At 67.0% G+C, this 13,593-nt stretch carries 9 protein-coding genes; 6 read left to right on the top strand and 3 right to left on the bottom strand.

What is annotated here, in order from left to right; translation table 11 throughout:
- Positions 1-19 precede the first annotated feature (19 nt).
- A complete protein-coding gene (locus G6N28_RS26520) occupies positions 20-760 on the bottom strand; it encodes a thermonuclease family protein (protein WP_235674706.1) in 741 nt (246 codons plus the stop codon).
- A 69-nt stretch (positions 761-829) separates the two neighbouring features.
- Positions 830-2,209, bottom strand: coding sequence for a cytochrome P450 (locus G6N28_RS26515; protein ID WP_163905595.1), 1,380 nt, complete (start codon positions 2,207-2,209; stop codon positions 830-832).
- Here G6N28_RS26515 and G6N28_RS26510 point away from each other — a divergent pair.
- A complete protein-coding gene (locus G6N28_RS26510; RefSeq protein ID WP_163905593.1) occupies positions 2,157-4,964 on the top strand; it encodes a LuxR C-terminal-related transcriptional regulator in 2,808 nt (935 codons plus the stop codon). The genes G6N28_RS26515 and G6N28_RS26510 overlap by 53 nt on opposite strands.
- Before the next feature lie 17 nt (positions 4,965-4,981).
- Here the strand turns inward: G6N28_RS26510 and G6N28_RS26505 are convergent, their stop codons facing one another.
- Positions 4,982-7,615, bottom strand: a complete 2,634-nt coding sequence (locus tag G6N28_RS26505) for a helix-turn-helix transcriptional regulator (protein ID WP_163905591.1) — start codon at positions 7,613-7,615, stop codon at positions 4,982-4,984.
- Positions 7,616-7,873: 258 nt separating this feature from the next.
- Between G6N28_RS26505 and G6N28_RS26500 the strand changes: the two genes are divergently transcribed.
- The 5 genes from G6N28_RS26500 to G6N28_RS26480 all read left to right on the top strand — a co-directional run bounded on the left by G6N28_RS26500 (position 7,874) and on the right by G6N28_RS26480 (position 13,534).
- Entirely contained in the window at positions 7,874-9,280 is a 1,407-nt protein-coding gene (locus tag G6N28_RS26500) for an FAD-dependent oxidoreductase (RefSeq protein ID WP_170307921.1), read from the top strand.
- Between the two features lie 121 nt (positions 9,281-9,401).
- Positions 9,402-10,148: an alpha/beta fold hydrolase gene (locus G6N28_RS26495; RefSeq protein WP_163905589.1), complete on the top strand. Its 747-nt coding sequence runs from the start codon at positions 9,402-9,404 to the stop codon at positions 10,146-10,148.
- A gap of 288 nt (positions 10,149-10,436) precedes the next feature.
- Complete coding sequence (locus G6N28_RS26490) at positions 10,437-11,555, top strand: tyrosine-type recombinase/integrase (protein ID WP_163905587.1); 1,119 nt, start codon at positions 10,437-10,439, stop codon at positions 11,553-11,555.
- A gap of 334 nt (positions 11,556-11,889) precedes the next feature.
- Positions 11,890-12,054, top strand: coding sequence for an excisionase family DNA-binding protein (locus G6N28_RS26485; RefSeq protein ID WP_163905585.1), 165 nt, complete (start codon positions 11,890-11,892; stop codon positions 12,052-12,054).
- Positions 12,032-13,534 carry an AAA family ATPase gene (locus tag G6N28_RS26480; protein WP_163905583.1) on the top strand — a complete coding sequence of 501 codons (1,503 nt, stop codon included), beginning with the start codon at positions 12,032-12,034 and terminating at the stop codon, positions 13,532-13,534. Before G6N28_RS26485 ends, G6N28_RS26480 begins: the two co-directional genes overlap by 23 nt.
- The last annotated feature ends 59 nt before the right edge of the window (positions 13,535-13,593 follow it).

Raw genomic sequence — 13,593 nt, 5'->3', positions numbered from 1 at the left:
TGACGTGGCGGGTGGACCGTCAGCGTTCGCACGCGATGCCGTCGCCGTCGCCGTCAAGGCCGGAACGATAGCCCGGCTCGCCCACGCGCAGGGGGGCTGCGCCTGCCGCGCGCGCCGCGGCGCAGTTGGGGTAGTAGATCGAGGTCGACGGCGGCGCGGGCGCGGCGCTCGGGGGTGGGGCCGGGTCGAAGAAGGGGCGGGGCTGGGTCGCTGCGGGCACGGTGTCGGCCGCCGTGGTGAGGCCGTTGCAGGGCGGTCCCCACAATCCGCGGCGGGCTTCGCGGGCCTCGCGTTCGGCGGCGACGATCGCGTCGTAGCGACTGACGGGCCGACCGCCGTAGACGTAACTGCGCGCGGCGCCGGCGCGGGCGGCCTCCACGGCGTAGTCGAAGCCGTCTTCACGCACGAGGTAGGCCAGGGTGCGGCCGTAGCGGTCGGTGCGGTCCTGGGTCGGATCGGTCACCAGCGCGACGCGCTGGCCGAGCATGGTGGACGTGGCGAACTCGGTGGCCTCGGGTCCCCAGCACTCGACGGGGGAGTTGGGCTTCTTGGTTTCCGGGGTGTCGATGCCGAGGATGCGCACCCGCAGCCGGCCGCGAACCTCGTCGCGGATGTCGATGGTGTCGCCGTCGACGACGCGCAGGACGACGGCGGTGGCGTCGACGGGCTGCGCGTGCGCGGCCTGCGGTGTTGCCGTCGGCAATGCCAGCGCCGCCGCGGCGACGACGGCGGCGACAAGGCGGTAGATCACCGTACTCACACCTATCAGCTAAGCAAACTTCCCTTCCGAAGTTGACGGGTACGCCGCCGGTGATGTTGGGCAGATCGATCAGCGGCGACGGCCGCCTCGTGCGGTGACGGTGGCGCGGATCGGTTCTGCGGCAACGGTGGTGAATGGCGTGATTATGGGGAAATCGGGGTTCTTGGACCGGATTTCGGTGCAGCGGACGACGGTGGCGAGCGCGAGGGTGGCTTCGAGCATGGCGAAGTGATCGCCGATGCAGGAGCGCGGCCCCGCGCCGAAAGGCAGATACTGCCAGCGGTCGCGGCCCTCGGAGTTTCGCGGGCTGAAGCGGTCGGGGTCGAAATCCAGCGGGTGGTCCCACAGCGCCGGATCCCGGTGCAGGGCATAGATGCCCACCACCAGCATGGTGCCGGCCTCGACGCGGTAGCCGTCGACTTCGACGTCCTGCATCGCCATCCTGGCCGTCGCCGCTCCCGGCGGGCACAGCCGCAAAGCCTCGTGAAGCACCTGAACGGTGTATCTGAGGGCGGGCACGTCGTCGGGGGTCAGCTCGTGGTCGCCGACCGCGAGAGCCTCGGCGCGGACCTTGTCCTGCATGTCGATGTGATGACCCAACGCCCACATGGCGTAGGCGAGCGTGGTGGCGGTGGTGTCATGGCCGGCCAACATGAAAGCGATGAGCTCGTCGCGGATCTCGTTGTCGGACAGGGTCTGTCCGGTGGCGGGATCGCTGGCCGCGATCAGCGCATGCACCAGCGGTGCCTCCCGTGTGGGATCGGCGCGACACTCCTGAAGGATGTCGTCGGCCAACCGGTGCAGTGTCGCGCTGGCGGTGCGCGCCCGCCGGCGCGCGGGGGTCGGCAGCCAGCGCGGGGCGTTGATCGGGCGCATCGCCCGATCCGTGATGTATTCGGTCGTCACATGCAGCGGTTCGGCGATGACCTCCGCGTGTGCGTCCAAATCGATCCCGAGCACTGAGCGGCCCAATGCGCGCAGTGTCAGCTTGCGGCATTCCGTATCGAGATCGACTTCGGCGCCGTCCGTCCAGGTGTCAGCGACTGTCTGCGCGGCTTCGGCCATGTGTCCGGCGAACTCGCGGACGTGCTGTTTGGTGAACATCGGCTGCAGGGCACGTCGGCGCGGCAGCCACGGTTCATGGGTGAGGTCGAAGAGGTTCGGGCCGAGCAGGTGGCGCATCTCCGCATGCACACGCGTCTTTTCGATGTGTCCGCCACCCCGGCCGAGGATGTCGCGGGCGCCCTGCGGTGAGGTGGCGATGACCACCGTGGGCGCAAGCCACTTGGGTGCCAACGTGAGTCGGGTCACCGGGCCGCCCGCATCGCGCAACGTCTCCAACCCGCTGTGAAAGCTTCTGACGGCCTTCAACTGCTGCCGGTAGGGCAGGGGATTCTTGGGCGCCAGCGGCAGGGTGTGCAGATCGGTTCGTTCGACTGTCTCGACCATGGTCGGCTCCCTCGATGCGATCCGGAGTAGTGGTTTGTTCGAGGGTGCTGCCGCGGAACGCCGCGGGCATAGGGTAGTCGACTACTCGAACTTTGTCGCCCTGGTCAAATACCAGTTGAGCTGCGGATTTGCGCAATATGATCCTGCTGTGCCAACCAGATGGCCGCTCGTCGGGCGCGTAGACGAACTCGCCGCGATGGATGCCGCGATCGCGGAATCGGGCGCCGTGGTGCTGACCGGATCGGCCGGCGTCGGCAAGAGCCGCCTGGCACATGAGTTCGTGGGGCGGTCCCGGTATCGGATCGCCCGATGGATCGCGGCCACCCAGACGGGGCGGTCAGTGCCGTTGGGGGCGCTCGCCGAGTTCGCGGCGGACTGCGGGCCTGATCCACTGCGCCGGGTGCAGGAGATCATCGAGGCGCTCACCGGAGACGAGGTGCCGATGGCGGTTCTCGTCTGTGTCGACGACGTCCACTTACTCGACGAGCAGTCCGCCGCCGTGATCAGCCAGCTGGTGAAGGACCGGATCGCACCGGTGCTCATGACGGTTCGTGACGGCCACGCCGTCCCCGATACGATCGCGTCGCTGTGGGGCAGCGCACGGCCGCCGCGCATCGAGATACCGGCGCTGACCGCCGCTGAGGTGACCTCACTGCTGGAGCAAGTGCTCGACGGGCCGCTCGAATCGTCCAGCGCACAACGCTTCTGGTCGTACACGCGAGGTAACGCTCTGTACCTGCGGCAGTTGATCGCCGACGAGATCGCTGCCGGTCGGCTGACCCAACGTTATGGCGTGTGGGTATGGGACGGCGCGCCACGTCTGTCCCCGTTGCTGGTTGATCTGATCGGCTCGTCAATCGGGCGCCTCGAGGATTCGGTGATCGACGTGCTCGATGTTCTCGCCGTCTGTGATCCCGTGGAAGTGCCGGTGCTGCACAGCCTTCTGGGGACATCGGGTTTGGAGGCGGCGGTAACCCACGGGTTTGTGACGGTCGATCCCGCGGCCGGGCTGGTTCATCTCACGCACCCATTGTTCGGGGAGGTGCGGCGTGATCAGGCCGGTACAGCGCGTCTGAGACACCTGCGGGGCCGGGTGGCCGACGCGATCGGAGCGCTGCCCTCACAATCACCGGTGCAACTGGTCCGCCGCGGCGTCTTGGTGATGGACGCTGACGGCAGCCGAGATCCGGAGCTGTTGCGGACTGCCGCAGAGGCCGCGCTTCAGCTCCTCGACCTGGACTTGGCGATTGAGCTCTCTGGAGGCGCGGTGCAGGCCGGCGGCGGCCGCGCCGCACAACTCACCCACGCGCTGGCACTGGGCATGGCCGGCGGCGGAAGCGGATGCGACGACATGCTGGCTGCGCTCATGGCCACCGCCGATGACGGCGAGCTCGCGCAGATCGCGCTGATGAGAGCGGCGATCCTCACATGGAACGTCGGGAATCCGCACGCGGCTGAAGCGGTGCTCGACGAGGTGTCAGACGCCGCGGCGGCGTGTGGCCTGGCACCGTCGTGCGACGCGCTGCGCGCCTCGATCTGGGCACAGCTGGGCCGGCCGTCGGAGGCAGTCGACCTCGCCGCAACGGCGTCGTCGAGCAACGCTCTGCAGCCGCTGGCGGCGATGTTCGGATGTTGGGCCGCGGTAATCGGATACGGCGACCTGGGGCGGATCGATCAGCTGCGCGAGGCCGCCGCACGCGGCTACGAACTCGCGCTCTCGGCCCCCGAGGCTTCACAACTGCGATTTTCCCTCGGCTTGATGGAGATGGCCGGACTCCGCCTGGTCGGCGCACTCGAATCGCTGCGCGCCGTCGCCGCGCGGCTGCGCGGGCAATCCCAAGATATCGATGTCTCGCACGCGTTCACGGCCATGCTCATGGGGCTGGCCGAACTGTCGTGCGGGCACCTTGTTTCGGCGCAGCGGTGGTTTCGGGAGTCACTGGCCCGAGTCGTCAAGTTTCCGGATCTGTCTGTCTCAGTATGCGAGCTGTCGGGCTTGTGGCTCACCACCGCGCTCGCCATGTCGGGAGATCGACTGACCGCTCAGCAGACTTACGACAAAACGCTGAGAACATTCGACGGCGAGGTCGTGCTTTGGCAGTCCGAGTCGCGTCTGGCGCAGGCGTGGCTTCACTCGGTGAATGGATCCGTCAGCCTGGCAACAACCTTCGCAATAGCCGCGGCCCGCGCCGCGCGAAAGCACGGGCGGACCGCGCACGAAGTCTTCTGCCTTCAGGCCGCGACGCAGTTCGGCAGCACCAATACCGCTGATCGTCTGCGCGAACTCGCGTCCACGGTGCAAGGCCCGCGCGTCGGTGCCGCATACGCCCATGCCAAAGCACTGCGGAAAGCCGACGGTCCGGGCTTAGTTGCCGCGTCGAACCTCTACGAAGAGTTCGGCGACCGCGTCGCGGCGGTCGATGCCGCGGCGCAGGCGGCCGTGGTGTTGGACCGGCGCGGACTGCACTCAGCGTCGAACGCCGCTGCGTCAAGGGCTCGACGCTTGGCCGCCGAGACTGGCGCGGACACAATGACCTTCCGCGCGATGACGTGCTCGGCCGTATTGACCCGTCGCCAGCGTGAGGTGATAGCGCTTGCCGCCAGCGGGCTTTCGAACCGGGAGATTGCGGCGCGACTCGTCACGTCGGTGCGGACGGTGGAGGGACACCTGTTTCGCGCTTGCCAACGCACCGGCACGAACACCCGGGATGAGCTGATCGCATGGCTGCAGCGCGCTGCCCCAGAACGGTTGTGACCGAGGACAGTGCGTGGTCAGGTCGCACGGCGGATGCGAACCAATCGAGCGAGCTGGTCGCGGTCGCCGATGCCCAGCTTGGCAAAGATCCGATACAGGTGGCTATCGACAGTGCGCACCGACAGTTCGAGCCGTTCGGCGATCTCGCGATTGGTCAGACCCTCGCCCACCAGCACGGCAATTTCCTGTTCGCGGTCGGAGATCGGTAGCGCGTCTTCAATCGCCGCCACGGCCGGGCTTCGGAGGCCGTTGCGGCGGGCCAGCCAGTGAGCACGCGTGATGGACTCGAGCTCGTTGGCCCGTGCGCCCGCCCGGGCGTGTTCGCTTGCGGCGTGAGCCCGGGCGTCCGCGGCCATCGCGGCGGCACCGAGGTGCTCGAATTGGTCGGCAGCGGCGTCTAGCCGGTCACCGTCGTGCTCAGCCAATCCGCTACTGTGCGTCGCGATCGCGGCGGCCAAGGGATTGTCCAGTTGGGCGGCGAGTTGACGAAGCCGGGTGGACTGTGACCGGTCGCCGAAACGGACCGCGGTGTGCAGGGCGGACATTTCCACCGCATGCATCCCTCTCATGCGCGCCGTCTGGGCGGCACGCAGCGCGTGGTCGCGCGCGGTGGTCGTTTCTCCAACACAGGCACGCTGCCACGACCGCGCCAGCTCCAACTCCGGCACGAACACATCGACCTGTGGGCCGTTGGCGCCCTCGGCCCGCGCAAGCGCCGCCGTCGCCTCTTCGGCGTTGCCGCGGGCCGCTTCTGCCTGGGTCAGCCATGCGGCGACCAGCATCACCCAGCCCGGGGGCAGTGACTCCGACATTGTCCACAGCGACGTCTGCAGCGCGTCGCATGCGGCCGGAATCCGTCCTCGCGCGAGGTTCACCCGGCCGGCCAGGGCGTTGACGATCGCCTCGGCCTGCAGCACACCACCCGTCATCGCCGAATAGCGTTCACATGTGTGCTCGGCGGCATCCAGATCGCCCGTCGCGGTGAATGCGAGCACCTCGGCCAGGCCGATGCTGTAGCGCTGCGGTCCGGATTCACAGTGTCGGGCCGCTTGCAGGCCCTGCTGGGCAATCGGGCCAACGTCTGCGAACTGTCCCGACAGCGACAGCGCCGCGGCGGTGGCCATGGCCGCCCACACCGTGGCCATCGGGACCATTTCCGTGGCGAGCACGGCTCGCCCGAGGCGGATCGCCGTGGGTACCTCGCCGCCGAAGAAGGCGAGTGTGACCTCCATCGCGGTGACATAACTCAGCAGCGCTGGCGATTCCACCCGCTCGCGCACAGTGGCCAGCACCGCTTTCGCTGAATCGGCGTCTCCGCAGCCGAAGAACAGGTTCGCCCCCCGCAAGCATCCCCAACGCACCGTGATCGATGCATCAGCGCCGTCGGGATCAAAGGAGGCGAGAATCGCCTCGGCCTCCTGCCCTCGGCCCTGCCAACTGATGGCGTCGGCCAGCACGATCGCCGATGGCAGGCCGCCGCCGTGATCAAAGGCGAAGCGCGCGAGGTCTTCAGCGAGATCCAGATGTGACATCGTCATTGCCCCGGCCGCTGCATCAGTGATCAACTCCAGATCCGGCGTCGTATTGCTGAGCATCATGAACCGAGCCAACTGGATCCGGCTGCGCACGTCGGCCCCGAGGGAACTGGCGTGCGTCGCATCTGTGCGCAAGGCATCCGAAACGCCTTGAGCCAGTATCGTGTTCAGCTGGCGGATCCGTTCTGCTCCGCAGCGTTCGCGGATCACCTCCCCGAAGATCGGATGACCTGGCCGGACCATGGTGTGTAATCCGTCATCGACGAACTGAATCGCACCGCTGCGTTCGGTCCGCGCGATCACCGCGGCGTCGCACAGGCTACGAAGAACGTTCCAGTCCAACACCTCAGCCGTCGAGACGAGCTCGAGCACCTCGAACTCATCTGGCGATAGATCGGCCAGTCGGGCCTGGATGAGCTCACCCAGATCCGCGTCTACTCGCGGCCGGCCGTGGAGCCGCCACCGTCCACCCTGGCGCACGAACGTACCGTCCTCGCGCGCGGTGTCGATCAAACCTCGCAGTACAAGCGGGCTTCCGCCGGTGAGATCCTGTAAGTGGTCAACCACGCTGCTGTCGATCTCGTCGCCGAGCACCGTGCCAAGCAGCTCCTGAGTCTGGGCGCGGCCGAACGCATGCAGATCGACGCGCAACAGCAGTCGCTCCTTCCACAGCGCGGTCACCGCGTCAGGAACGTCCTCTCCCGATCTGGCCGTCACGATCAACGGCGCGGCACCCCTGGTGGCGAGCTGCTGAACGAGTAACGCCGACAACGGATCAAGCAAATGCGCATCATCGACCACAAGCACCACGTTGTGTTCATGCCCCAAGGCGCGATGGGCGGCGGCCAGCATCACCGCAGGCTCGTGGGGATTCTCAACCTCCAACGTACGGTGGAACGCGCCCAGCGGCACCGCCCGCCCCGTGTCGGTGCCGAGCGCAAACCGCGGTGCGAGCCCGTCCGATTCCAGCGCCTCGGCGATTGCCCGCGCAAGCGTTGTCTTGCCGACCCCGGCGTCACCCACCAACACCACGCCACGAAACCCAGAGCCTGGCCGCACAGCGTCGATCGCCCGACCGAACTCCGTAGCGCGGCCGACGAAAGGCCAATCCGACACCTCAGCCCACCCTCTGTCCACGGGCACGCCCCTCCCGCAACGTGAGCCAACTTTATGTCTGGGTGAGGCGCTGAGTCACAGAAAACGCCCGCTGGTCGAGCGCCGATTGCGGAGGCCCTGGGAATATCGAGTAGTCAATTACTCTAGGCACCCCATCGGTGCAGCCAAATACTTCTAACCGCCGGACTCGCGGCGGGAACAGCCGTCCGTTTCAAGGGGTGCGCCGCGATTCCGGCTTCGATGAGGTGAGGAGTCGGGATGGCTGTACTCGGAGAGCGCGCGGTGGTGCTGGGGGCGAGCATGAGCGGACTGCTCGCGGCCAGGGTGTTGGCCGACTGCTATCGGAGCGTCATGGTCGTCGAGCGTGATGTGCTGCCCGACAAACCGGCCAACAGGCGAGGGGTGCCGCAGGGCCGCCATGTCCATGCCCTGCTGGCGCGGGGCGCGAAGACGTTGGATGAGCTGTTCCCGGGGATTCTCGATGAATTGGTCGCCGACGGTGCTCCGGTTTGGGACGACGCCGAATACTCCCGGCTTTACGTCTCCCTTAACGGGCACGTGATGCCACGATCCGGCAAAGCCGTCATCGATCCCAAGGCGGACGCGATGTATCAGGCGAGCAGGCCGCTGTTGGAGTGCCATGTCCGACGACGGCTGCGCGCTATCGACAATGTGACGATCGTCGACGGTTACGACGTGGCCGAGCTGACCGCAACGCCAGATCATAAGCGGGTCACCGGCGTTCGGGTGGTGCAGCGAGACAATGGTGTCGAGAAGGAGCTGACGGCCGATCTCGTGGTCGATGCCATGGGCCGTGCTGCCCACACGCCGGCCTTGTTGGAAAGCCTCGGGTACGGGCGACCGGCTGAGGACCACATCGTCACGCACACCACATACGTGAGCCAGATGCTGCGGATACCGCCGGGGACTGTGAAGGAGATGATGATGCTCATCGGCGCGGCTCCTGGCAGGCCGTCGGGAGCGTTTCTGCTCGGCTATGAGAACAACGCCTGGATCTTCACGGTCTTCGGGATGGCTGGGCACCAACCACCCCGCGATCTGGCCGGCATGGTGGCCTTCGCCCGGGACTACACCCCCGCGCACCTGCTGGCGGCCGTGCAGGCAGGTGAACCCATAGCCCCGGTGGTGCAACACCGGCTGCCGTCGAGCCAGTGGCGGCGCTACGACAAGATGCGGCGCTTCCCCGACGGGCTCGTGGTCACCGGTGATGCGATGTGCAGCTTCAATCCGGTTTACGGCCAAGGCATGTCGGTGGCGGCGATGGACGCTCTCGCGTTGCGCGACGCGTTGCGCCGCGGCACCGTCGGGCTGCCGCGACGCTACTTTCGGGCGGCGGCGAAATCGATCGGGGTGGCCTGGCGACTGGCCGCAGGGTCTGATCTGGCCTTTCCCGAGGTCGAAGGACGACGGACCCGTGCGATGCGGCTTGCGAACCGGTTCTCCGAGTGGGTGCTGACTGCCTGCGAAAACGATCCCGTGATCCATGCCCGGTTCTTTGCAGTTGTCGGGCTGGTCGAGCCGCCATCCCGCCTCTTCGACCCGTCGTTCCTCTACCGTGTTGCGGCCGTCAACCAACGTCACCGCCGCGCTCCGCAGCCCGAGTCAGCTGTGGTGGCGGGTGTCGTGGACGGCGTAACGCCGTGACCCCGGCGCTTTCTGGAGCGACCGTCCGGCAGCGAAGCCGCGGTGAGCACCCCTCGCGGCGCAGCGATGGGCCGCAGCCAAACACGTCCTCACGCGGCGGCCGCGTGCGAGGATGGCGGTCATGACTGTCGTTCTGGTGCACGGTAATCCAGAAACCGACGCGATCTGGGGCCCGCTGATCGATGCCCTGGGACGCGACGACGTGGTGTGCCTGTCACCACCCGGCTTCGGTGCGCCGTTGCCCGCCGGGTTCCCGGCGACCTACCTTGCCTACCGCGACTGGCTCGAAGACGAGTTGGAGGGCATCGGCGAGCCGGTCGACCTCGTCGGGCACGACTGGGGCGGCGGGCATGTGGTGAACGTGGTGATGCATCGTCCGGAACTGGTGCGCAGCTGGGCAAGCGATGTGGTCGGGTTGTTCGACCCCGAATACGTGTGGCATGACCTGGCTCGGGTGTGGCAGACGCCGGTCGAGGGGGAGAAGCTTGTCGACGAGCTGCTGGGCGGCAGCGTCCAAGACAGGGCCGAACGGATGGCCACGTTCGGCATACCGCTGGACATCGCGATGAAGATCGCCCCGGCTCAGGGTCCGGAGATGGGGCGGGCGATCCTGCAGCTGTATCGCTCGGCTGCACAACCCGCTATGGCGGAGGCCGGCCGTGACCTGGAGAACGCGGCGGCCAAACCGGGCCTTTCGCTGCTGGCCACCGACGACCCCTACATTGGCTCGACCGAAAACCGGGGCCGGGCGGCGGAGCGAGCGGGAGCCCGCACCGAAGTGCTCGACGGACTGGGCCACTGGTGGATGGTGGAGGATCCGGCCCGCGGCGCGGCGGTGCTCAGGGATTTCTGGGATTCACTCGGCTAGCGGCGTCCTAGCTATCGTCTTGGCCAGGCTGAGAAGCGAAGCCCCTCCATCCCAGGCGGGCCGTTCGTGATAACGCCGACTCTAGAAACGTAACTTGACCTGCACAAACTGTGGTGCGCGATACTGGGATTGAACCAGTTCAATCAGTTTGCTGATATCACGTTGTTGACCAGCGCAAATCGGCATTGACCTGCGCTAACTCCACACAGTACAGCCGGAACGTAGCGGAAGCTAGCGGCACGCCGGTATGCTCTGATAGCCCGCATATAGCCCGCAGGAGGTCGCCCGGTGGCCCGCAAGCCTGGTGTGTTTGGCTCGGTCGAAAAGGAGCGCAGCGGCCGCTACAGGGCCCGCTACTACGGCCCCGACGGCCGCCGCCACAGCGCCCCCACCCTGTTCCTGACGAAGCGCGACGCCCGCGCCTGGCTCGCACTGCAGCACGCCGACATAGTGCGCAAGGTGTGGGAGCCCCCCACGGCGGCCGCCGGGACGCCGTCGCCCAGGCGCAAACTCACACTCGCCGCGTACGCCGAGCGGTGGCTCGAACACCGCCAACTCAAGGACCGCACCCGCGAGCATTACCGGCGGCTGCTCGACACGCAGATTCTCCCGCCGCTCGGCGCGCTGCCGCTGGCGTCGATCACCGCCGACGACGTTCGCCGCTGGCACTCGGCGATGGGTGACGAGACGCCGACGCTGCGCGCCCACGCCTACGGGCTTCTGCGGACGATCATGGGCACAGCAGCCGGTGACGGCCGAATCCCCGCTAACCCGTGCGTGATTCGCGGCGCGGGTTCAGCGAAACGAGTGCATCGGATTCGGCCCGCGACGCTCGACGAGCTGGCCGCGCTCACCGACGCGATGCCCGACCAGTATCGGGTGATGGTTTTGCTCGCGTCGTGGTGCGCGCTGCGTTTCGGTGAGCTGACCGAGCTACGCCGCCGAGACGTCGACCCGGCCGCCGGAGTGATACGCGTGGAGCGCGCCGTGGTACGCACCGGCGGCCAGTTCAAGGTGACAACTCCCAAGTCCGATGCTGGTGTGCGCGATGTGCATGTGCCGCCGCACCTGTTGCCCGCCGTCGTCGAGCACCTGGACCGCCATGTCGGCCCCGGTGGCGACGCGCTGCTATTCCCCGCCCAGCACGGCGGCCACCTCGCCCCGGCGTCGCTCTACAGGCGGTTCTATGCGGCGCGTGAAGCCGCCGGGCGGCCCGACCTACGTTTCCATGATTTGCGGCACTCAGGGGCGGTGCTGGCCGCCTCTACGGGTGCGACGCTGGCCGAACTGATGGCGCGGCTCGGGCACTCAACCCCGGCGGCGGCGATGCGCTACCAGCACGCCGCGCAGGGCCGCGACCGGGAGATAGCCGAGCTGCTGTCGAGGCTGGTCAACACCGGCGTGTAGACCTGCCTACACGAAGTGTTGATACACAACAGGTTTCACAATCATGTGCGCGGAAAACATGTAGTACACTTCATTTTCAGCAGCAGGCCGTGCCGCCTAGCGACACCCCGACTAGGGACGCGAAAACACCTGCCAAGCATTTGACCAGCAGCGCCGCAACAGCTACATATGGCGCGGTTCGCGGTGACACCGGGTTCGGGGGCGGTGTGCTCATCGGGGCCGGGCGACACACCAGGAAACACGTGTGTCGACCGGCCCCAATTTTTATGCCCGGTCGACCCCAAACCCAAGAAGGGGAAAACCGATGTCCCGCAAGCAAACTCAACCCAAATGGATGACCGTAGCCCAGGTCGCCGACGAACTACAGGTAACCGACCGCTCAGTGCGGCTATGGATCGCCGAAGGCCGGATCACCGCCTACCGCGTCCGCGACGGCCGCTCAATCCGGCTGCGCCGCGCCGACGTCGAGCAGCTGCTTGAACCCATCCCGGCAGCCTGAAACGGCGATCGCCGCCGGGCACAACACCAGGGCCCGGCGGCGATCCACCCATAAAAAGCAAACCCCTCCCCACACCAGGAGATCGGAATGCCTACGCATGACAGACCATACCGGACACCCCGCGACACGGCTCCTCTGCGCCGCCGAGGCAGCAACCGCTGACGAAATCGCGGCGTACCAGGCCGACCGCGCCGACTGGATCGACTACATCAACGACCACATCGACCACGGGCAACACATCGCCTACCCGTGCTTCGATCACTGGCACACGGGCGGCCCCGGTGTCCCAGCACCATCCAGCGAGGATCACATGACCCAACACGAAGCCGTCGACGCGCTCACCGGGCGCAACACCCGCCAGCATCCGCTCGACCTGTACAACGCCAACCCGGCCGCGCAAGCCGCAGTCACCGCCGGACTCGAACTGGCGGCCGAGTCGACCGCAGAAATGCGGCTCGTGAAGGCCTCCACCGTCCACACGCGGAAAGCAGACTGGGTGTGGGAATACGACGGCCGGGGCCGCATCCTCAAAGCCGCAATCACCCTGTTCGGCGGCAGACCGGCCGCCGGGAAGTCCACTGCAGCCCGCTGGTTCGCCGCAGGATGGACGCAAGGCACCCTGCCGGGCTGCTGGGAAGGCCAACCCGTCAACGTCGCCTACATCGCCACTGAGGAAGCATGGCACTACACCGTCGCGCCGTCACTCAAAGCCGCCGGTGCAGACATGGACCGCGTCTACTTCATCGAACGCAACGGCGACCCCGCACGCATCCGCTCAATCACCGACGAGGCCGCCCTCGCCAAAATGTTCACCGCCAAAAACATTCGCGCGGTGTTCCTCGACCCGCTGATGGGCACCATCACCGGCGACGCAGACATAAACCGCAACAACGAAGTACGCGACTACCTCGACCCCTGGGTACGCATCGCCGAAGCGATCGACGGCACCGTCGTAGGCATCTGCCACATGACAAAAGCACCGACAGGCGACGTTGTCGCATCCATCACCGGATCGTCAGCATTCGGAGAATTAGCGCGCTGCGTATTCGGATTCGCAATTGATCGTGAAGCCGACGACGGCACCCGCGTCATGTCGCAAGCGAAAAACTCGGCCGGATTCGAAGACCTGTCGCTCGCCTACCGGATCGGCAGCCACCGCGTGAAACTCGACGACGGCAACACCGACGACGTAGCCCGCTTCGAACTGATCGGCCCCACCGAAACGACCGTGCGCGAGCTGCTGATCGCCGAACGCAGCAGCCACACCCGCTCAGGCACCGACGAGTGCAAGAAATGGCTCAAGGGCTACCTAGCGGCCACCGGGCGCGTACCACGCGAGGACGTGCTGGCGGCGGCCGCCGAACTCGGATTCAGCGCGAAGATGTTGCGGACCGCCGGGCACCGGATCGGCGTGCACATCGAACGCACCCGCGAAGTGCCGTCGCGCACATTCTGGTCGCTACGGAAGGCCGCCCAATGACAGCCGCCGGGCGCAGGCCAGCAATCCAGTCGGTCCCTCAGTCGGGCCCAGACGCTCAC

The organism is Mycolicibacterium pulveris (assembly GCF_010725725.1).
Taxonomy (GTDB): Bacteria; Actinomycetota; Actinomycetes; order Mycobacteriales; family Mycobacteriaceae; genus Mycobacterium; species Mycobacterium pulveris.
The sequence above is the reverse complement of the archived record's forward strand: the minus strand, read 5'-3'. Positions and strand labels throughout refer to the sequence as shown.